Source organism: Rhodococcoides trifolii (assembly GCF_014635345.1).
Classification (GTDB): domain Bacteria; phylum Actinomycetota; class Actinomycetes; order Mycobacteriales; family Mycobacteriaceae; genus Rhodococcoides; species Rhodococcoides trifolii.
Genome location: NZ_BMCU01000002.1, coordinates 897,436 through 917,502, shown reverse-complemented (window position 1 = coordinate 917,502; position 20,067 = coordinate 897,436). Strand labels below are relative to the sequence as shown.

The following is a 20,067-nucleotide window of genomic DNA, read 5'->3' as shown; positions in this document are numbered from 1 at the left end:
CCGGGTATCAACCGACCTTCTGGACCGACTGGGTGAACAACTCGTCCAACGTGGCCGAGTCGGGTGTGTCGCCGGAGAACGACATGAAGGTGGCCGTGATGCGGACGTCCGATTTCTGCGCGACGAGCGACAGCATCGATTGGGTCACCTCACCGGAACCCGAGGTCACCGTGCGGCGATACGCAGCCGTGTCGTCGGCGTCGATGGGCGGAGCGGGCACCAGATCCGTTGTGACAGTGGACACCACATCGTTCGACGTCGCCTGGACCGACGGGCACTGCTCCCACTGCGACACCTGATCGGCGAGTGAGTCCCGCACCCTCGTGAGCTCGATGGAGATCGTCGCCCTGGTCTCGTTGTCGGTTCCGACCACGAGTGCGGTCGAGCCGGCTGCGGTGCCACGCGCGGACGGTTTGCAGCCGGCCGGATCGACGGATGCGTCCGCTCCGATCCCGTCGAGGTCCTGGGCCGCCGCCGCAGCGGCCTGTTGCGGTAGAACCACCGCTTCGTACGGAGCTGGAAACACGGACGGATCGACCAGCATCGTGTCCAAGCCGCCCTCGATCGGCGAACTCGACAGTGGTGCGGCGCTGCTCGGTTCCGGTGTGCCACTGACGGTGGATCCGCCGCAGCCGGCGACGATTAGAGCCGCGCCGGCTGCGAATGCTGCGTGACGGGTCCTACGACCCACGCTTGATCCACTCTTCGAGGTGGGGCGACTCGTCGCCGATGGATGTGCCGTCCCCGTGGCCGGTGTTGACGACCGTCGAGGCGGGTAGCGCGAACAAGCGGTCCCGGATGGATCCGATGATGGTCGGGAAGTCCGAGTAGGACCGCCCGGTGGCACCGGGGCCGCCGGAGAACAGCGTGTCCCCGCTGAACAACTGCCCCGCCTCGGGCAGGTACAGGCACGTCGAGCCCGGTGAGTGTCCCGGAGTGTGCATCGCTTCGATGTCGGTACCGGACACGGAGATCCGTTGCCCGTCCTCGATCACCTGATGAGACACACCGGGATGCGTCTGCTCCCACAGCATGTCGTCCGCCGGGTTGAGGAAGATCGGCGCGTCCAGTGCCGCGGCCAGTTCCGGTGCCACCGTCACGTGGTCGTTGTGGCCGTGTGTGCAGATGATTGCTCGCACAGTTCGCCCTGCCACCGCGTCGATGATCGGTTGCGCGGTGTGCGCCGCATCGACGATCACGACCTCGGAATCGTCGCCGATCAACCAGATGTTGTTGTCCACGTCCCACGTTCCGCCGTCGAGACTGAACGTGCCGGACGTGACAACCTTGTCGACTCGCAATGCGGCGCTCACAGCACGACCACCGAACGCAGGACCTTGCCGTCGCGCATCGTCTGGAACGCGACTTCGACGTCGTCCAATCCGACCCGCTCGGTCACGAATTCCTCGAGCGGGAGGCGACCCTGCTGATACAGGTCGACGAGCATCGGGAAGTCACGCTCGGGCAAGCAGTCGCCGTACCACGCGGACTTCAGAGATCCACCGTGACTGAAGAAGTCGATCAGCGGCATCTCGAGGGTCATGTCGGGAGTCGGGACTCCGACGAGGACGACGGTACCGGCGAGGTCGCGCGCAGCGAACGCCTGCTTGTACGTCTCCGGACGGCCGACAGCATCGATGACGACATCGGCGCCGAACCCGTCGGTGAGTCGCCGAATGGCCTCGACGGCGTCTTCTTCGCTTCCGTTGACGGCGTGTGTGGCGCCCAGCTTCAGCGCCCAGTCCAGTTTTCCCGGATCACGATCGACCGCGACGATGGTGGACGCGCCGGCGAGTTTCGCACCCACGACGGCGGCGTTTCCGACACCGCCACAGCCGATCACGGCCACCGAGTCACCGCGCTGCACGTTGCCGGTGTTCACCGCGGCTCCGATTCCGGCCATGATTCCGCATCCGAGCAGTCCCACCACGGCAGGATCGGCGTCGGGGGCAACCTTGGTGCACTGCCCCTCGTGCACGAGGGTCTTTTCCGCAAAAGCTCCGATTCCCAGGGCCGGCGTGAGCTCGGTGCCGTCTTCCAACGTCATCTTCTGCGATGCGTTGTGGGTGTCGAAGCAGTACCAGGGCTTGCCCTTCTTGCAGGCCCGACAGTCACCGCAGACCGCTCGCCAGTTCAGAACGACGAAGTCGCCGACCTCGACATGGGTGACGCCCTCCCCGATCGTCTCGACGATGCCGGCCGCCTCGTGTCCGAGCAGGAACGGGTATTCGTCGTTGATCCCACCCTCGCGGTACGACAGGTCGGTATGGCATACACCGCACGCCTGCACCTTCACGATCACCTCGCCCGGACCGGGATCGGGAATGGTGATGGTTTCGGTGGTCACCGGATCGCCCTTGCTTCTGGCGACGACGGCGCGGACCTGCTGTGGCATGTGTTCCTCCGAAGAGCTGTTGGTGAGACGTGTCTCATCAACCCTAACGACCCACGCATGCGAATACCCGCATGGACTCGCGTAGGCCGAACGTTCACCAGTTCGTGACACGGTGAGCACGCGCGCGTTCCCCGATCGGAGTATCTCTGGACGAATGTCGGACGGAAACGAATACGACCTGCTCGTCATCGGCTCGGGGCCGGGCGGGCAGAAGGCGGCCATTGCCGCGGCCAAGCTGGGCAAACGCGTCGCGATCGTCGAGAAGGGAAGCATGCTCGGCGGCGTCTGCGTCAACACCGGCACCATTCCGTCGAAGACCTTGCGCGAGGCGGTTCTGTATCTGACCGGAATGAGTCAGCGTGAGCTCTACGGGGCCAGCTACCGAGTGAAGGCCAACATCACCCCGCAGGACCTGCTGGCGCGCACCTCGCACGTAATAGGCAAAGAGGTAGAAGTGGTGCGGTCGCAGTTGCTGCGCAACCGCATCGAGATGATCACCGGCGAGGCGCGATTCCTCGACGCCAACACCCTGGCGATCGACGACCGAGCGCGCGGTGAACGGTTGACGGTCCGCGCGAAGAACGTGGTGATCGCCACCGGTACCGCACCGGCCCGTCCGGACGGCATCTCCTTCGACAACTACCGCGTTCTCGATTCCGACGGAATCCTCGACCTGCAGTTCATCCCCTCGTCCATGGTCGTCGTCGGTGCCGGTGTCATCGGCATCGAGTACGCATCGATGTTCGCAGCCCTCGGCACCAAGGTCACCGTGGTGGAGAAGCGCGACACCATGCTCGATTTCTGCGACCGCGAGATCGTCGAGGCCCTGCAGTTCCACCTCCGCGACCTCGCGGTGACCTTTCGCTTCGGCGAGGCGGTGACGACGGTCGACGTCGGTGAATCCGGTACGGTCACGACCTTGGCCAGCGGAAAGAAGGTTCCCGCCGAGACCGTCATGTACTCCGCGGGGCGACAGGGGATGACGGACGCGCTCGACCTCGAGAAGGCCGGCCTGGAGGCGGACGCTCGGGGTCGGATCTTCGTCGACGACAACTTCCAGACCAAGGTCGACAACATCTACGCCGTCGGCGACGTCATCGGGTTCCCCGCGTTGGCGGCGACGTCGATGGATCAGGGGCGACTCGCCGCGTATCACGCGTTCGGCGAGCCCACGACGAAGCTCACGGACCTGCAACCGATCGGCATCTACTCCATCCCCGAGGTGTCCTACGTCGGTGCGACCGAGGTCGAGCTGACCAAGAACTCCGTTCCCTACGAGGTCGGTGTCTCGCGTTACCGCGAGCTTGCGCGCGGCGGGATCGCCGGTGACTCCTACGGGATGCTGAAGATGCTTGTCTCCACGGAGGACCGAAAGCTGCTCGGAGTGCACATCTTCGGGTCCGGCGCCACGGATCTGGTGCACATCGGCCAGGCGGTCATGGGGTGTGGCGGCACAGTCGACTATCTCGTCGACGCCGTCTTCAACTACCCCACACTGTCGGAGGCCTACAAGGTGGCCGCGCTGGACGTCACCAACAAGATTCGCGCGTTGAAGGCCTTCAGCTGACCGCCCGCACGCGAGCGAGGGGAATCAGACCGCACTCTCGGGGTGTTGAAGGGTAGGCGTGGGACGATAGAGGCTGCGCGCCACGAGAGGAGTCGTCATGGACGAGAAGTCAGGGATGTACGAGCTGGAGTTCCCCGCACCTCAGGTGTCCTCCGCGGACGGACTGGGACCGGTGCTGGTGCACGGCCTCGAAGGGTTCTCCGATGCAGGTCACGCCGTGAAGCTGGCGACTGCCCACATGCTGGACACGCTCCAGACCGAGCTGGTGGCATCGTTCGACGTCGACGAACTGCTGGACTACCGCTCGCGTCGCCCCATGATGACGTTCAAGTCCGACCACTTCGCTGCGTACGAGGAGCCGAGTCTCAACCTCTACGCCGTCCGCGACGCGACCGGAACACCGTTCCTGCTGCTGTCCGGCCTCGAGCCCGATCTCAAGTGGGAACGGTTCACCACCGCGGTCCGCCTGTTGGCGGAGCAGCTCGGCGTCCGTCGCACCATCGGTCTGAACTCGATTCCGATGGCCGTCCCGCACACCCGTCCTCTCGGAGTGACGGCGCATTCGACCAACAAGGAGTTGATCGAGGATCAGCACCGTTGGGCCGGTGAACTTCAGGTCCCGGGCTCCGCATCGTCACTGCTCGAATATCGGATGGCCTTGCACGGTCACGAGTCGATGGGCTTCTCCGTGCACGTTCCGCACTACCTCGCGCAGACGTCGTTCCCGAGTGCGGCCGAGACCCTCCTCGAGAACGTGGCCCTGTCCGCCGACCTCGAGCTCCCTCTCCTTGCTCTGACCGAGGCCGCTGCCCGCGTACGGGAGCAAGTCGATCAGCATGTCGAGGGCAACACGGAGGTGCAGTCCGTCGTGCACGCCCTCGAACGCCAGTACGACACCTTCGTCACCGCACAGGAGCAGCAGTCGACGCTTCTGGCCAGTGACGAGGAGCTGCCGAGCGGAGACGAACTGGGCGCCGAGTTCGAGAAATTCCTCGCCGAGCAGGGAAAGTTCGAGGAGAACGACGACAGCACGGACTCCTGAGCACCCTCGGGCCGAAACGCAGTCGTAACCGCGCCCACCGGGTGACTTCGGCCACGCGGGTCTAGGCTTCGACCGAGATCATCAAAAGTTGTTCTTGCGTCGACGGTGGGAGCGGGTTCATGGCAGGTGTACGCCTGTGACCGACCAGCGCCGACGGGCGTTGCGCCCCGTTCCCAACGACACCCAGCCCCGCCTGGTGTTCCGTACGATCCACGGCTACCGCCGGGCCTTCCGCATGGCGGGCGAGGGCCCCGTCGTCCTTCTTATCCACGGCATCGGGGACAACTCGGAGACGTGGCAAGAGCTGATTCCGCACCTTGCGCAGCGCTACACCGTGATCGCGCCGGACCTGCTCGGCCACGGCCGCTCCGACAAACCACGTGCCGACTACTCGGTTGCCGCCTATGCGAACGGCATGCGCGATCTTCTCTCCGCCTTGGGTATAGACCAGGTCACCGTGGTCGGGCACTCGCTCGGCGGCGGGGTGGCCATGCAGTTCTCCTACCAGTTCCCGCAGATGGTCGAACGGCTCGTTCTCGTGTCGGCGGGTGGTGTCACCAAGGACGTTCATCCCGCGCTGCGCCTGATGTCCGTTCCCGTGGTCAACGAATTCATGAAGTTGCTGAGACTCCCGGGCGCCGGGACCGCGATGAGGATGCTCGGATCTGCGGTCGGTGCGCTCGACGGATCACGGCTGCGTCCCGGCGCGATGTTGCACGACACCCCCGATCTGGTTCGTGTGTTGAGTGACCTTCTCGACCCCACCGCCTACGCGGCCTACCTCCGGACATTGCGCGCGGTGGTGGACTGGCGAGGACAGGTCGTGACGATGTTGGACCGCTGTTATCTCACCGAAAACCTGCCGGTGCAATTGATCTGGGGAGATCAGGACATCGTCATCCCGGTGGCCCACGCCCACCTCGCGCATGCCGCCATGCCGAACTCGCGACTCGAGATCTTTCGCGGATCCGGACACTTCCCGTTCCGTGACGATCCGATGCGGTTCCTGCAGGTCCTCGAGGAATTCCTGGGCGACACCGCGCCGCTGCACTTCGACGAGGCGCGCTGGCGTCAGATGCTCGTCTCCGGTGTCGGCGAGGACATGATCACCGGCAGCCCATCCACCCGTCAGGCGGTTCTCGGTGCCATGGGGTCCGACGAGCGGTCGGCCACCTAACCTGTAGGGGTGCTCCTCTCGTCCCGCGTCCCCCCGAATTCCGACTCCACCTCTCCCGACGCCTTGTACGACGCGTTCACCGAATGGATCACCGAACGGGGGCTCGAGCTCTACCCGCTGCAGGACGAAGCAGTCATCGAGCTGGTCACCGGAAACAACGTCATTCTCGCGACACCCACAGGGTCGGGTAAGTCCATGGTGGCCGTGGCAGCACACTTCGCGGCCTTCTCGGCCGGAGTCCGCTCGTTCTACACGGCGCCCATCAAGGCGCTGGTGAGCGAGAAGTTCTTCGCACTGTGCGAAATCTTCGGTTCGGAGAACGTCGGAATGGTGACCGGTGACGCTGCGGTGAACGCGCAGGCGCCCATCATCTGTGCCACCGCCGAAATCGTGGCCAACATGGCACTTCGCGAGGGACCGGACTCGTCCATCGGGCAGGTGATCATGGACGAGTTCCACTACTACTCCGAACCCGACCGCGGGTGGGCCTGGCAGGTTCCGCTCATCGAGCTCCCCAAGGCCCAGTTTCTGCTGATGTCGGCCACTCTCGGTGACGTCTCCTTCTTCCGGGACGACCTGACCCGACGCACCGGCCGCACCACCACCGTGGTGTCGGGATCCGAAAGACCTGTCCCCCTGATGTTCTCCTACCGGCTGACACCGGTCGTCGAGACCATCGAGGAGCTGGTGAACACTCACCTCGCGCCCGTGTACGTCGTGCACTTCACTCAGGCCGCCGCCCTGGAGCGCGCACAGGCGCTCACGAGCGTGAACGTGACGACCAAAGCCGCCAAGGACGCCATCGCCGAGGCCATCGGCAACTTCAGGTTCACGACCGGTTTCGGAAAGACTTTGTCGCGCTTGGTTCGCCACGGCATCGGGGTGCACCACGCCGGCATGCTCCCCCGCTATCGACGGCTGGTGGAGAAGCTGGCGCAGGAGGGCCTGCTCACCGTCATCTGCGGCACGGACACCCTCGGGGTCGGCATCAACGTGCCCATCCGAACTGTGCTCCTGACGGGCCTGACCAAGTACGACGGGATTCGCACCCGCCAACTGCGTGCCCGCGAGTTCCACCAGATCGCGGGGCGCGCCGGCCGAGCCGGATACGACACGCTCGGCACCGTCATGGTGCAGGCACCCGAGCACGAGGTCGAGAACGCGCGACTGGTCGCCAGGGCTGGGGACGATCCGAAGAAGCTGAAGAGAATTCAACGCAAGAAAGCGCCGGAGGGATTCGTCTCCTGGGGCGAACCGAGTTTCGAGCGCCTCGTCGCGGCCAGCCCGGAACCCCTGACGTCACGCTTCTCGGTCACCAACTCGATGCTGCTGAACGTCATCGCACGCCCGGGGAACTGCTTCGAGGCGATGCGCCATCTGCTCGAAGACAATCACGAGACACGCGCGATGCAGCGACGCCACATCCTGCATGCCATCCGTCTGTATCGCGGTCTGCGGGACGCCGGCATCGTGGAGCAGCTGCCCGAGCCGGACGCAGACGGACGTACGGCCAGACTCACCGTGGAACTGCAGCGCGATTTCGCTCTGAACCAGCCCCTGTCGACGTTCGCGCTGGCCACCTTCGAGCTGCTCGACGTCGAATCCCCCACGCACGCACTCGATGTGGTCTCCATCATCGAGTCGACGCTGGACGACCCACGGCAGATCCTCATGGCCCAACAACACGCCGCGCGCGGGGAGGCCGTCGCGCAGATGAAAGCGGACGGTCTCGAGTACGAAGAGCGGATGGAACTGCTCGAGGAGGTCACGTGGCCGAAGCCGTTGGCGGAGCTGCTCGTACCCGCCTTCGAGATCTACCGAGGCGGTCATCCGTGGATCTCCGAGTTCGCGCTGTCGCCCAAGTCGGTGGTACGCGACATGATCGAGAAGACCATGACGTTCGCCGAACTCATCAGCCACTACGGACTGTCTCGATCCGAAGGTCTGGTGCTTCGCTACCTTGCGGACGCGTATCGCGCTCTGCGGCAAACGGTTCCGCCGGAAGCACGTACCGACGAGGTAGGCGACATCACCGAATGGCTCGGGGAGCTCGTGCGGCAGGTCGACTCCTCACTCCTCGACGAATGGGAGAACCTCAGCGATCCCACCTTCGAAGAGGACGGCACGCCCATCGTCGCCTACGGCGGTGACACACCCAAGCCCATCTCCGCGAACCCGCGCGCGTTCCGAATCATGGTGCGCAACGCGCTCTTCCGCCGCGTCGAGCTCGCATCACTGAAACGCTGGGACGCCCTGGACGCTCTGGGCCACGATCTGGACTGGGAGTACGAACTCGAGCCGTACTTCGACGAGTACGACACCATCGGCACCGGGCCGTCCGCCCGCGGCCCGCAGCTGTTCACGCTCGCCGTCGCCCCGGACGGGACCACTGCGCGTCAGGTACTGGAGGATCCCGCCGGTGATCACGGGTGGTCGATCGACGCGGTGATCGACGTCGACGAATCCGACGCGCTGGCCGAGATCGTCTTCGACGACATGACGGTGACGGCCGGCTGATCGCACCGGCCCGTATTCTCGGATCATGTCGATCGAGGTGTCCGTGGTTCGAGTTTTCGCCGATCAGGGAGGGCGGTTCGGAAATCGCCTGGGAATTGTCGACGCGTCCGTCGTCGATCCCGCCGATCGACAGGAGGTGGCGCGGCGAATCGGTTTCAGTGAGACGGTGTTTCTCGAGGTCCCCGACGACTCCGCGCACTCCGTCAACGTCGACATCTTCACTCCGGCGGTGGAGCTCCCCTTCGCGGGCCACCCGACGGTGGGAGCTGCGGCGTGGCTTGCAGGACGCGGCACCCCTGTCACGGTGCTCGAGGTGAAAGCCGGTGACGTGCTGGTCCGGCAGGTAGACGACATTCTGAGCGTCCGTGCCAAAGCCGAATGGTGCCCGAACTTCGAGTTCCATCGAGTCGACTCCGTGGAACAGGTGGTCGACTTCGACGCGGCCGCCTATCGAACGGGCCATCACTACGTGTGGGCCTGGGCAGACGAGGCCACGGGCGCCGTCCGTTCGCGAATGTTCGCACCTGACATGGGTGTTGCGGAGGACGAGGCGACGGGTTCGGCGGCGGTGCGCATCACGGAACTGCTCGGACGCGATCTCGATATCACTCAGGGACGAGGGTCGCGCCTGACGACGACGTTCGGAGACGACGGGTGGATCGAAGTCGGTGGCCGCGTGGTCCGGGAGCCACCGTTCACGATCGATTCCTGACGGCTACCGCGACTTCCTCTCCGAGCTCGACTCCGGGGGTCAACGGGAGCGAGTCACCGCTCCAGAACTTGCCGGGGTCGTACCAGTTGGCGCGTCGGCGGGCCTCGAGCAGGCCCATCGCTTCGTAGGTGAGCGCAACGACCTCGGCGCAGTATGCAGTTTCGAGGGCGACTCCCGCTTTGTCCCCACGCCCCGGCAGGGAGGGAAGCCGCCCGGCGAACCACCGTCCCGCCAACCTCGCCGTCGTCGGAAACGCCGTCCCATCCATGCGCGCGATGGTCTTCAGCAGGGCGTCTTCCTGATGACGAGTCACCGGTGCCTGCAGTTGGCGAATCCACGCTCGCTGGGAGTACTTCTCCGACCAGTGCACCACCGCATCACGCAGGTCGTGCAACTGGACTCCGCGCTGGTGTTTCCCGGTCCACATGTCCTGCAACCGGTTTCCGAGTTCCGCGTGCCACATTAACGGTGGCAGATCGTCGAGCACCACCGCCATTCCCACGTGGTTGACGGGGCTGTTGGTCAAGGTCTGTATCGCCCGGTCCGGAAGCGACGTCCCGCGGAAGATCCAGATGTCACCCGTGCGCGTCTGGTCCACGGCCTGATCGAGACTCACGAGCGATGGCATACACATGAGACTAATCTGAACCGATGCGATGGTCCTCGGTGTTCAAGATCGTCGGCTTGGCGGGCGCAGTCGGCGTCGCCGCCAGTGGAGCGCTCGCCGTGCGGTCGGAACGACAACGACGCGCGTACTCACCGGACGACGTTCGCGAACAGCTCCACCGACGACTGGCCGTGGCCACGTCCGAGACCGAGCCCGAGTCCGTCCCCGCGGTGAAACCGGGCCGCCTCGCTCGGCTCAGGCGTCGAGCGCGCGCGCGGTAGCGGCAGCCATCTCCTCGACTTCGGCGTCGGTCATGACGAACGCCGGAGAGAACTGGATGGCACCCTGTCCTGCGGCGCGCGCCGACACTCCCTCGCGCCGCAGCGCCTTGACGAACGGCATCGCCTCCGCGGGATCGGCGAACTGGACCGCTGCCACCGCGCCCAGACCACTGCGCACCTCGGAGATGCGCTCGTGGTCGGCGAGCGGACTCAGGTGGCGGTGCAGCGCGTTCTGCACGCGGGTCGCCTCGTGCACCAGGTTCTCGCGCTCCATGATGTCGAGGGTCGCCATGGCCGCGGCGGCTGCGCCGGCGTGACCGCCGTAGGTGTAGCCGTGCCGCCACCACGTTCCGCCCGAGTAGAACGGCTCGGCGACGTTCGGAGCAACGAACACCGCGCCCATCGGCACGTATCCCGACGTCAATCCCTTTGCGGTGGTCATCATGTCGGGCTGCAGGTCGAACTTGGTCGAGGCGAACCAGTCACCGCCGATGCGTCCGAATCCGGTCACCACCTCGTCGGCCACGAACAGAATGTCGTGGTCACGGCAGATCTGGCGCACCTCGTGCAGGTATCCCGACGGCGGCAGATAGATGCCGCCCGCGCCGATCACGGGCTCGGCGAAGAAGGCCGCGATGGTGTCCGCGCCCTCCCGCTCGATCAGTTCCAGCAACGACTTGGCGTCGTCCCACGTGACCGTGCGGGCGTCGGGCATCAGCTCGCCGTAGTGCTCGCGATTGAGCGGGATGCCGGCGAGAGATGTTCCGCCGACATGCATTCCGTGGTACGCCTTCTGCCTGCCGACGATGACCGTCTTGCCCGGCTGCCCCACCTGGTTCCAGTACCTGCGGGCGAGCTTGGCGGCGGTGTCGATCGAATCCGAGCCGCCGGAGGTGAAGAAGATCTTGCTTCCGGCGACCGGCGCGATGGCCGCGAGCCGTTCGGCCAGAGCCAGCGTGATCTCGGGAACGACGTCGCCGAACGTGGAATAGTGCGCCAGCGTGGACAGTTGGCGTGCCACGGCGTCGGCAATCTCGGTCCGTCCGTGCCCGACGTTGGTGAACCAGAGACCGGCTGTTCCGTCGAGGTAGCGGTTGCCGTCGGCGTCCCAGATCGACGCTCCGTCACCCTTCGAGATCACGAACCGGCCGCCGTCCTCGACGGTCTTCATGTCGGCGAATCCATGCCAGAACGCTGCAGCAGTCATGCCGCACACACTAGCGAGCGCGGGCCGAGCGCCTTCGTCCGGCGAGCTCACCGAGGTTCGCGATGGCCATCGCAATCAGGACGAATCCACCGATCAGAACGATCAGCCCGATCCCCAGGGCGACGTAACCCTGCGTCCGAGGATCGAGGAACGGATACGGATACCACTCGACGATCGGCCCCCGGATCAGCGAGTACACACCGTATGCGACCGGGAACCACAACCAGGACAGCGCTGTTCGGTTCGAGATCGCAGTGCGCGCGGGCGCGATCAGCCAATCGAGGAGGATTGCGAGCGGGACGATGCGGTGCAGAACGTTGTTGGTCCACGGGTCGCGAACGTTGACGTCGACTTCGGCCAGCAACACGGCGTACACGATTCCCGTGATCACCATGTACGTCACGACGCTGCCGCGGAAGGCGTCCCACCGCGGTGACTGCGGGTCGAGTGCGCCACCCACACCCAGCACGACGACAGCCAGAACGTTGCTCAGCACCGTGAAGTAACTGAAGAAATTCGCGATGGTGAAACCGGGCACGTCACCACTGCTGGCAGGGATGTACACCAGTGCCGCCAGGGACGCCGCAGCGCACACGACGCGGCCGACGCGGATCGACGGGTGTGTCATGCGGACGATGGTGACACGTCACGGGCCCGAGATGGGCCGATCGATGCGATAGATGTAGTGCAGCGGGTCGTCGATCGGATTGTCCGGTTCCATCGCGCCCTCGCCGATCCGGCGAAATCCGGCCTTCTCCACTGCCCGCCACGACGCGGTGTTGGCAGCAACGATCGCGACCAGCACACACGGCACCTCGGGTTGCGTTCGCCAGGTGTCGTCCACCACGGCGGCGATGATCCGCGAACCCAACCCGAGCCCCCGCAGCGACGCGTCACCGACGAGGTAGTCGAGTTCGACTGCCCCCTCCAGCACCGTCACGATGCGTGCGAAGTCGGCGAGGTCGGTGTCGTATGCGGCGATCGGCGACCGTTGCACCAGCGCCACCGGGACGCCGTCGCGGCACACGATCAGGTCCTCCCCCGCCTCCTCGCCGCGCACGCTGGGACCGAAATCGCGCGCCACGGCCTCGCCCGACGGCTCGTGGTTCCACCATCGGGCAACCTGCGGCTCCGTGAACCAGGTCGACAACAGCCCGAAGTCGGCCTCGGTCAACCTGCGCCACGAGAGATCGGACTCGACGTCACTGCCCACGGTGGAGATAGTGACACCGATTAGACTGATGTGCAGAATGCCCACGTCACCTTCCCCCCGCTCTCAGCTCACCTCCCGGCTACGCGAGTTGACCGTCCGCGACGCGTACCGCATCGGCCAAAACCTCGATCGTGCCCGCGACGACGCCGCCCTCGCCAAGATCACCACGGAAATCGAGCGCGCCGAACTCACCGTGGAGAACCGACGCGCCTCCGTCCCGGAGCTCACGTACCCCGAGTCGTTGCCGGTCACCACCCGCCGCGGCGACATCGCGGCTGCCATCGCCGCCCACCAGGTGGTCATCGTCGCCGGTGAGACGGGTTCGGGAAAGACGACCCAGATCCCGAAGATCTGCCTCGAGCTGGGCCGCGGCGTCCGCGGCGTCATCGGTCACACACAGCCCCGGCGTATCGCCGCCCGTACGGTTGCCGAACGCATCGCCGAGGAGCTGGGACAGCCGCTCGGTGAGAGCGTCGGCTACAAAGTGCGCTTCACCGACCAGTCGTCGGACAACACGCTGGTCAAACTCATGACCGACGGAATCCTTCTGGCCGAGATTCAGCGCGACCGTTTCCTGCGCCAGTACGACACCCTCATCATCGACGAGGCCCACGAACGCAGCCTGAACATCGACTTCATCCTCGGGTATCTCGCGCAACTGCTACCCCGTCGGCCGGATCTGAAAATCATCGTCACGTCGGCGACCATCGACCCCGAACGCTTCGCCGAGCACTTCCGCAACGCCGGTGCGCCGGCGCCGATCGTGGAGGTGTCGGGGCGTACGTTCCCCGTCGAAGTGCGGTACAGCCCGCTGACGGTCGACGTGGGCGAGGAGACCGTCGACCGTGACCCGGTGGACGCCACCTGCGACGCCGTACAGGAGCTCCTGCACGAGCCCGAGGGTGACGTCCTGGTCTTCCTCTCCGGTGAACGCGAGATTCGAGACACTGCCGACGCTCTGCGCGACCGGGCGATGCGCGGGGTCGAGATTCTGCCGCTCTACGCCAGACTGTCTGCCGCCGAACAACATCGGGTGTTCACTCGGCACACGGGTCGGCGGGTGGTGTTGTCCACCAATGTCGCCGAGACATCGCTGACGGTCCCGGGTATCCGCTACGTCGTCGACCCCGGCACCGCTCGGATCTCGCGGTACTCGGTGCGGACCAAGGTTCAGCGTCTGCCCATCGAACCGATTTCGCAGGCGTCTGCCCGGCAGCGCGCCGGGCGGTGCGGCCGCGTCGCGGACGGCATCTGCATTCGGCTCTACTCCGAAGAGGATTTCGATTCGCGCCCCGAGTTCACCGAGCCGGAGATCCTGCGCACCAACCTCGCGTCCGTCATTCTGCAGATGACCTCGCTGGGTCTCGGCCGTATCGAGAAGTTTCCCTTCGTCGAGGCGCCGGATCCACGCGCCATCAGAGACGGTCTCGGCCTGTTGGACGAACTCGGTGCCATCGACCACTCTCCCAAAGAAGTCGACACCGGCCCGACCTTGACGCAGTTGGGGCGTGAGCTCGCGGGGTTGCCTGTCGATCCGCGTATGGCTCGAATGTTGGTCGAGGCCAACCGAACCGGATGCTTGAAAGACATGCTGATCATCGTCTCCGCCCTGTCGATCCAGGACGTGCGGGAGCGGCCCGCCGAGCACCAGCAGGCGGCGGACGAGAAGCATGCGCGCTTCGCGGTGGAGAACTCGGACTTCCTGGCGTATCGCGCGCTGTGGAACTACCTGCGGGAGCAACGGGACGAGTTGTCGTCCAACCAGTTTCGACGGATGTGCAAATCGGAGTTCCTGCACTACCTGCGCATCCGTGAGTGGCAGGACCTGCACGGTCAACTGCGGCAGATCACCCGTGGCCTGGGGTGGACAGTGTCCGACACGGTCGCCTCCGACACGGTCGCCTCCGATACGACAGTGCATCAGGCGTTGCTCGCGGGACTGTTGTCGCACATCGGTGTTCGTGAAGGCGACAAGAGGGACTTCCTCGGCGCACGAGGGAGCAAGTTCGCCGTTTTCCCTGGCTCGAGCCTGTTCAAGAAGCCTCCGCGCTGGGTCATGGCCGCCGAACTGGTGGAGACTTCACGCCTGTGGGCGCGCATGGGCGCTCGAATCGAACCGGAGTGGGCCGAGAAACTCGCGCCGCACCTGGTGAAGCGCGCATACTCGGAACCACACTGGTCGATCAAGCGCGAAGCGGCGATGGCGTACGAGCGGGTCACGCTGTACGGAATTCCGCTGGTGACCAAGCGGCCAGTGAACTACGGACCCATCGACACCGAGGTCTCTCGCGAACTCTTCATCCGACACGCCCTGGTCCAGGGTGAGTGGCGGACACATCACGCGTTCTTCCGTGCGAATCAGGAATTGCGCAGCGACGCCGAGGAATTGGAGCAGCGGGCCCGCCGGCGCGACATCGTGGTCGACGACGACGCACTGTTCGCCTTCTACGACGAACGCGTTCCGGCGACAATCGTCTCGGCGCGCCATTTCGATCGGTGGTGGAAGAAGACCGTCCGAACGTCGCCCACTATGCTCGATTTCGACCGCACCACGGTCGTCAACACCGATGCCGCGTCGGTTCTCGGCGGCGAGTACCCGGACGCCTGGAGACAGGGCGAGCTGCAGTTCGCGTTGACCTACCAGTTCGAGCCGGGGAAGGACGACGACGGTGTGACCGTGCGCATCCCGGTCGCGTTGCTGGCTTCGGTATCCGACGTGGGATTCGACTGGCTCGTCCCGGGGATGCGCCAGGAACTCGCCGCCGCCTTGATCAAGACGCTCCCGAAAGAGTTGAGGCGCAACGTCGTTCCCGCACCCGACTACGCGAAGGTAGCGCTGGCGGCCGTGCGTCCGCGGTCGGAACCGCTGACGTTCGCCCTCGCCCGTGAATTGTCCCGGCTGGGGTCGACGCGCATCGCGCCGACGGATTTCGACCCCGGCTCGCTTCCGACGCACCTGAAGATGACCTTCGTCGGTCAGGACGAGAACGGGCGTGAGTTGGCTCGATCGACCTCACTGCCCGAGCTCCGTCGCATGCTCGGGGCACGGGCGTCCTCGGCGGTGGCCCGCGCTGCGGCCGACTCGGAGCGCGCGCCCACCACACGCTGGACGTCGGAGACACTCGGCACCCTGGAGCCGACGGTCACCCGCACCGTGGGCGGTCAGAAGGTCACAGGGTATCCGTCGCTGGTGTCGGAAAACGGTGGCGTTGCGGTGAGGGTTCTCAGTTCTCCCGCGGCGCAGCGCGTGTCGATGCGGGACGGCACGCGTCGGCTCCTTCTCGATGCCGTACCCACGTCGTCGAAGTCGATCCTCGGCGGGCGTACGAACAGTCAACGCCTCGCGCTGGGCCAGAACCCACACGGCAGCCTCGACGCCCTTCTGGACGACTGCCGCACTCTTGCTGTCGACGACATCATGATGGCGAACGGCGGACCGGTGAGCTCCCCCGACGCATTTTCCGCCCTGGTGACGGTGGCGCGAGCTCAGTTGCCCGCTCGCGTGGCGCGCATCGTGCGAGCCGTCGAACCGGTCCTCGCCGCGACTGCGCGACTGCGATCGGTCCTGCACGGAGCAACCGGAGACCCTGCCGACGATGTGCGGGAACAACTGGATTCACTGATCTTCCCCGGCTTCGTGTTCGAGACGGGAGAGAACCATCTTCCGGACTTACCGCGTTACCTGCAGGCCGCCGTCGAGCGGCTCGAGGCTCTTCCGTCGAGTGCGAACCGCGACCGCGTCGGCATGGACGCGCTCGACCGGGTCTACGCGGTGTACGAGGCGTTGTTGACCTCCGTGCCCGAATCGCGCCGGACCACGCCCGCGATCAGAGAGGTTGCGTGGATGATCGAAGAGTTGCGAGTGAATCTGTTCGCTCAGAAGTTGGGAACGCCGTATCCCGTGTCGGAGAAGAGAGTCCGACGTGCGATCGAGGATCTCCGTCGCAGCTGACTCAAGACCCGTCGAGTGACTCGGCTCGATGCTCGCGGAGGTCCTTGATCTCGCGTTCGAAATCGTCGGCGCTGCTGAACGAGCGATAGACGGACGCGAACCGAAGATATGCCACTTCGTCGAGGTCTCGTAGCGGTCCGAGGATGGCCAAACCGACCTCGTTGCTGGGGATCTCGGCTGATCCCGACGCTCGAACTGCGTCCTCTACCTGCTGCGCCAGCAATCCCAACGCGTCGTTGTCCACGTCGCGACCCTGGCATGCCCGGCGCACACCCTTGATGACCTTCTCGCGACTGAACGGCTCGGTGACGCCGCTCCGCTTGACGACCGACAGCACCGCCGTCTCGACAGTGGTGAAGCGACGTCCGCATTCTGGACAAGATCGACGCCGGCGAATGGCCTGGCCCTCGTCAGCCTCGCGCGAGTCGACCACTCGCGAGTCGGGATGGCGACAGAACGGGCAGTGCATGAAACAAGACTACCTGTCGGTGATCAGCGCCCGATGCAGGCAGCGGGCCCGCTCGGAGGCGGTCAGTAGTGCACGATCGATGTGGTGGACGGGGACGGCACCTCGTCGGTGTCGGCGCGCATGTTGGCGACGCCGATCAAGCCGAGCGACAGGACTGCAGTGACCACGGCGACCGCGATCATCTGTCCGAACCCGATCCGTGAAGGCTGCTCGTGCTCGGTCTGCGACACGCCCGGCCCGCACTGGCCGTATTCGAACGATCCTGCGGCCGGACGCGACGCGACCGGCCGACGAACCGGAGCACTGCGGTGGACGGTGTCGCGGTCGACGACTGCAGTGGAACGAACACCGACCGGGGCGCGTCGCACCGCAGGGCGGCGATCGGCAACAGCGCAGGCGGTCGAACTGCCGGTCGACGCGGAGCTACCGGTGAGGACTGAACTGCTGGTCAGAACGGTACTTCTGGTCATCGGAACAACTCCCTGTCGTACGCGTCGACCGCGGTGGGCCGACTGTGTCGGTGTTCGAACGTCGAAAGGCTTTCGAATGTCAGGCCCTCGATCTTCGATCACGCGTTCGAAAGAACGCATGTGCGATTTGTAGCACGCAGCTCCGACAAAGTCTCCGAAACACGCGACACGCTTCGAACAGGTGTTTGATCGAACAGGTGTTTCGGTCTAAATTCGTGGCATATCGCACAGCTTGTTCGAACACCGGTAGCACGCAGAACCAGGAGGCCAGACGGATGAAGGACGACAACTCGTCACCCACATCGGGAACACGGAAGAGGGGCTCGGAACGCAGCGGCGCTGTGCCCGAGTCGGGTTCGGTCGCCGTCGGTGTTCCCGATGCGGACATCACGGCAGGTCTGACGGATCGCCAGCGTCGAGTTCTCGAGGTCATTCACGCATCGGTTCGTGAACGGGGATATCCGCCGAGCATTCGCGAGATCGGTGACGCAGTGGGGCTCACGTCCACCTCGTCGGTCGCGCATCAATTACGCACCCTCGAGAAGAAGGGCTTTCTCCGGCGTGACCCCAACCGGCCCCGTGCCGTCGATGTTCGTGGACTCGACGATCCCGCCCAGGACGTGACCCAGACCGTCCCCGAGGTCGAGACGGACGTTGCGGTGACGGATTCGGATCGATTGCCGGCCCCGACCTTCGTTCCTGTACTCGGCCGCATCGCCGCCGGCGGACCCATCCTCGCGGAACAGGCAGTGGAGGACGTGTTCCCGCTCCCCCGCGAGCTCGTCGGTTCCGGATCTCTCTTTCTGCTGCGTGTCGTCGGTGAGTCCATGATCGACGCCGCGATCTGCGACGGCGACTGGGTCGTCGTACGTCAGCAGAACGTGGCGGAGCAAGGAGACATCGTGGCCGCCATGATCGACGGTGAGGCGACGGTCAAGACGTTCAAGCGCATCGACGGTCAGGTGTGGCTGATGCCCCACAACCCGCTGTTCGAACCCATCCCCGGCAACCACGCGGTCGTCCTGGGCAAGGTCGTCACGGTCATGCGCAAGCTGTAGAAGTCCCGACAGACGAACACCCCGGATGCTCGCGGCATCCGGGGTGTTCGTCTGTGACGGGTCGGGTCAGAGATTCAGCCCGCGGCCGATGATCTCCTTCATGATCTCCGTGGTGCCGCCGTAGATGGTCTGTACACGAGAATCCATGTAGGCCTTGGCAATCGGGTACTCCTTCATGTACCCGTAACCACCGTGCAGCTGTAGGCACCGGTCGATCAGCTTGACCTGAGACTCGGTGGTCCACCACTTGGCCATCGCAGCTTCCTGGACGGTCAGCTTCTCGTCGTTGAGCAACTCGATGAACTTGTCGACCATGATGCGCACCGCGGTGGTCTCGGTGGCCAACTCCGCCAACACGAATCGTGTGTTCTGGAACTTCCCGATCGACTTGCCGAATGCCTTGCGATCACGGCAGTACTGGATCGTCATCTCGAGGGCGGATTCCATTGCCGCCGCCGCAACGACGGCGATCGACAGACGCTCCTGGGGAAGGTTTTTCATCAAGTAGATGAAGCCCATTCCCTCTTCGCCGATGAGGTTCGCGGCCGGGACGCGTACGTCGGTGAAACTGAGTTCGGCCGTGTCCTGGGCCTTCATGCCGATCTTGTCGAGGTTACGTCCCCGCTCGAAGCCTTCCATGCCGCGCTCCACGCCGAACAGACTGAAGCCCTGAGCTCCCTTGTCGGGATCGGTGCAGGCGACGACGATGATCAGATCGGCGTTGATTCCGTTGGTGATGAACGTCTTCGAGCCGTTGAGCACCCAATCGTCACCGTCTCGGACGGCGCGAGTCTTGATGCCCTGCAGATCACTTCCCGTGCCTGGTTCGGTCATGGCAATCGCGGTGATGATTTCACCGGAACAGAACCCCGGCAGCCACCGCGCCTTCTGCTCGTCGTTCGCGAGATCGATCAGGTACGGCGCAACGACGTCGTTGTGCAGCGTGAAACCGATACCGCTGAATCCCGCTCGGGTCGTCTCCTCGGTGACCACCGCGTTGTAACGGAAATCCTTGACGCCGCCGCCACCGAAATCCTCCGGCGCCGCCGTGCCGAGGAAGCCTTGCTTGCCGGCTTCGACCCACACACCGCGGTCGACGATGTTCTGCTTCTCCCACTCGTCGTGGAACGGCGCCACGTGCTGCGCCAGGAACTTCTTGTACGACTCGCGAAAAAGCTCGTGCTCCGGCTCGAACAGCGTGCGTTCCATCGGTTCTCCTCGTGGTCGTGGCCCGTGCGCGATGACGGGCAATGGAGCGATCGGCGACATGCGTCCGCCCAGTACCTCGACTGTACGACTCGGCTCCGACGTGCGTCGATGACCAAGACGAGCACCATCCGTGACCGAACACGGTGACCTCGCCCCGAACAAAAACCTTGCCCAGCGGGGTCGATTCTCCG

Annotated in this window: 18 protein-coding genes; 8 read left to right on the top strand and 10 right to left on the bottom strand. The window is 65.0% G+C overall.

Translation table 11 applies throughout. The annotated features are described in order from the left end of the window. Positions 1-7 precede the first annotated feature (7 nt). Genes IEW02_RS11535 through IEW02_RS11525 form a run of 3 tightly spaced genes read right to left on the bottom strand, consistent with a single transcriptional unit; the run spans position 8 to position 2,395 of the window. Positions 8-691 carry a sensor domain-containing protein gene (locus IEW02_RS11535; protein WP_188544909.1) on the bottom strand — a complete coding sequence of 228 codons (684 nt, stop codon included), beginning with the start codon at positions 689-691 and terminating at the stop codon, positions 8-10. Continuing rightward, positions 681-1,313, bottom strand: coding sequence for an MBL fold metallo-hydrolase (locus IEW02_RS11530; RefSeq protein ID WP_188544908.1), 633 nt, complete (start codon positions 1,311-1,313; stop codon positions 681-683). The genes IEW02_RS11535 and IEW02_RS11530 overlap by 11 nt, the downstream gene beginning before the upstream one ends. After that, a complete protein-coding gene (locus tag IEW02_RS11525) occupies positions 1,310-2,395 on the bottom strand; it encodes an S-(hydroxymethyl)mycothiol dehydrogenase (protein WP_188544907.1) in 1,086 nt (361 codons plus the stop codon). The genes IEW02_RS11530 and IEW02_RS11525 overlap by 4 nt, the downstream gene beginning before the upstream one ends. A gap of 154 nt (positions 2,396-2,549) precedes the next feature. On the opposite strand from IEW02_RS11525, the gene sthA reads away from it, so the two are divergent. From sthA to IEW02_RS11500, 5 genes are all read left to right on the top strand, one after another. Then, entirely contained in the window at positions 2,550-3,962 is a 1,413-nt protein-coding gene (gene sthA, locus IEW02_RS11520) for a Si-specific NAD(P)(+) transhydrogenase (protein WP_188544906.1), read from the top strand. A 97-nt stretch (positions 3,963-4,059) separates the two neighbouring features. Next, positions 4,060-5,004 (top strand): proteasome assembly chaperone family protein, encoded by a 945-nt coding sequence (locus IEW02_RS11515; RefSeq protein ID WP_188544905.1) that lies wholly within the window; start codon positions 4,060-4,062, stop codon positions 5,002-5,004. Between the two features lie 136 nt (positions 5,005-5,140). After that, complete coding sequence (locus IEW02_RS11510) at positions 5,141-6,181, top strand: alpha/beta fold hydrolase (RefSeq protein WP_188544904.1); 1,041 nt, start codon at positions 5,141-5,143, stop codon at positions 6,179-6,181. A 9-nt stretch (positions 6,182-6,190) separates the two neighbouring features. Beyond that, positions 6,191-8,698, top strand: coding sequence for a DEAD/DEAH box helicase (locus IEW02_RS11505; protein WP_188544903.1), 2,508 nt, complete (start codon positions 6,191-6,193; stop codon positions 8,696-8,698). 25 nt (positions 8,699-8,723) lie between these two features. Beyond that, the gene (locus tag IEW02_RS11500) at positions 8,724-9,410 is read left to right on the top strand and encodes a PhzF family phenazine biosynthesis protein (RefSeq protein WP_188544902.1); all 687 of its coding nucleotides are present in this window, start codon (positions 8,724-8,726) and stop codon (positions 9,408-9,410) included. Here IEW02_RS11500 and IEW02_RS11495 read toward each other — a convergent pair. Next, a complete protein-coding gene (locus IEW02_RS11495) occupies positions 9,394-10,038 on the bottom strand; it encodes a hypothetical protein (RefSeq protein ID WP_188544901.1) in 645 nt (214 codons plus the stop codon). The two genes, IEW02_RS11500 and IEW02_RS11495, sit on opposite strands and share 17 nt — an antisense overlap. Positions 10,039-10,061: 23 nt before the next feature. Between IEW02_RS11495 and IEW02_RS11490 the strand changes: the two genes are divergently transcribed. Beyond that, complete coding sequence (locus IEW02_RS11490; RefSeq protein WP_188544900.1) at positions 10,062-10,298, top strand: hypothetical protein; 237 nt, start codon at positions 10,062-10,064, stop codon at positions 10,296-10,298. Here the strand turns inward: IEW02_RS11490 and IEW02_RS11485 are convergent. From IEW02_RS11485 to IEW02_RS11475, 3 genes are read right to left on the bottom strand one after another with little or no spacing between them, the layout of a single operon-like run. Then, positions 10,273-11,505, bottom strand: coding sequence for an aminotransferase family protein (locus tag IEW02_RS11485; protein WP_188544899.1), 1,233 nt, complete (start codon positions 11,503-11,505; stop codon positions 10,273-10,275). The two genes, IEW02_RS11490 and IEW02_RS11485, sit on opposite strands and share 26 nt — an antisense overlap. A 10-nt stretch (positions 11,506-11,515) precedes the next feature. Further along, positions 11,516-12,133, bottom strand: coding sequence for a Pr6Pr family membrane protein (locus tag IEW02_RS11480; protein ID WP_188544898.1), 618 nt, complete (start codon positions 12,131-12,133; stop codon positions 11,516-11,518). Between the two features lie 18 nt (positions 12,134-12,151). Next, a complete protein-coding gene (locus tag IEW02_RS11475) occupies positions 12,152-12,718 on the bottom strand; it encodes a GNAT family N-acetyltransferase (RefSeq protein WP_188544897.1) in 567 nt (188 codons plus the stop codon). Between the two features lie 37 nt (positions 12,719-12,755). Between IEW02_RS11475 and hrpA the strand changes: the two genes are divergently transcribed. After that, the gene (gene hrpA / locus IEW02_RS11470; protein ID WP_188544896.1) at positions 12,756-16,670 is read left to right on the top strand and encodes an ATP-dependent RNA helicase HrpA; all 3,915 of its coding nucleotides are present in this window, start codon (positions 12,756-12,758) and stop codon (positions 16,668-16,670) included. A 1-nt stretch (position 16,671) separates the two neighbouring features. Here the strand turns inward: hrpA and nrdR are convergent, their stop codons facing one another. Then, positions 16,672-17,139, bottom strand: a complete 468-nt coding sequence (gene nrdR / locus IEW02_RS11465; protein ID WP_188544895.1) for a transcriptional regulator NrdR — start codon at positions 17,137-17,139, stop codon at positions 16,672-16,674. Positions 17,140-17,201: 62 nt separating this feature from the next. Further along, positions 17,202-17,609: a hypothetical protein gene (locus IEW02_RS11460; RefSeq protein WP_188544894.1), complete on the bottom strand. Its 408-nt coding sequence runs from the start codon at positions 17,607-17,609 to the stop codon at positions 17,202-17,204. A 275-nt stretch (positions 17,610-17,884) separates the two neighbouring features. Between IEW02_RS11460 and lexA the strand changes: the two genes are divergently transcribed. Continuing rightward, entirely contained in the window at positions 17,885-18,667 is a 783-nt protein-coding gene (gene lexA / locus IEW02_RS11455; RefSeq protein WP_188544893.1) for a transcriptional repressor LexA, read from the top strand. 66 nt (positions 18,668-18,733) lie between these two features. Here lexA and IEW02_RS11450 read toward each other — a convergent pair whose 3' ends face one another. Further along, on the bottom strand, positions 18,734-19,876 hold the full coding sequence (locus tag IEW02_RS11450; RefSeq protein ID WP_188544892.1) for an acyl-CoA dehydrogenase family protein: 1,143 nt from the start codon (positions 19,874-19,876) through the stop codon (positions 18,734-18,736). Positions 19,877-20,067 lie beyond the last annotated feature (191 nt).

Coding starts and splice junctions, on each gene's coding strand:
- IEW02_RS11525 (WP_188544907.1), bottom strand. CDS start 2,395: ATGCCACAGCAGGTCCGCGCCGTCGTCGCCAGAAGCAAGGGCGATCCG.
- sthA (WP_188544906.1), top strand. CDS start 2,550: ATGTCGGACGGAAACGAATACGACCTGCTCGTCATCGGCTCGGGGCCG.
- IEW02_RS11515 (WP_188544905.1), top strand. CDS start 4,060: ATGGACGAGAAGTCAGGGATGTACGAGCTGGAGTTCCCCGCACCTCAG.
- IEW02_RS11500 (WP_188544902.1), top strand. CDS start 8,724: ATGTCGATCGAGGTGTCCGTGGTTCGAGTTTTCGCCGATCAGGGAGGG.
- IEW02_RS11495 (WP_188544901.1), bottom strand. CDS start 10,038: ATGCCATCGCTCGTGAGTCTCGATCAGGCCGTGGACCAGACGCGCACG.
- IEW02_RS11490 (WP_188544900.1), top strand. CDS start 10,062: ATGCGATGGTCCTCGGTGTTCAAGATCGTCGGCTTGGCGGGCGCAGTC.
- IEW02_RS11485 (WP_188544899.1), bottom strand. CDS start 11,505: ATGACTGCTGCAGCGTTCTGGCATGGATTCGCCGACATGAAGACCGTC.
- IEW02_RS11480 (WP_188544898.1), bottom strand. CDS start 12,133: ATGACACACCCGTCGATCCGCGTCGGCCGCGTCGTGTGCGCTGCGGCG.
- hrpA (WP_188544896.1), top strand. CDS start 12,756: ATGCCCACGTCACCTTCCCCCCGCTCTCAGCTCACCTCCCGGCTACGC.
- nrdR (WP_188544895.1), bottom strand. CDS start 17,139: ATGCACTGCCCGTTCTGTCGCCATCCCGACTCGCGAGTGGTCGACTCG.
- IEW02_RS11460 (WP_188544894.1), bottom strand. CDS start 17,609: ATGACCAGAAGTACCGTTCTGACCAGCAGTTCAGTCCTCACCGGTAGC.
- lexA (WP_188544893.1), top strand. CDS start 17,885: ATGAAGGACGACAACTCGTCACCCACATCGGGAACACGGAAGAGGGGC.
- IEW02_RS11450 (WP_188544892.1), bottom strand. CDS start 19,876: ATGGAACGCACGCTGTTCGAGCCGGAGCACGAGCTTTTTCGCGAGTCG.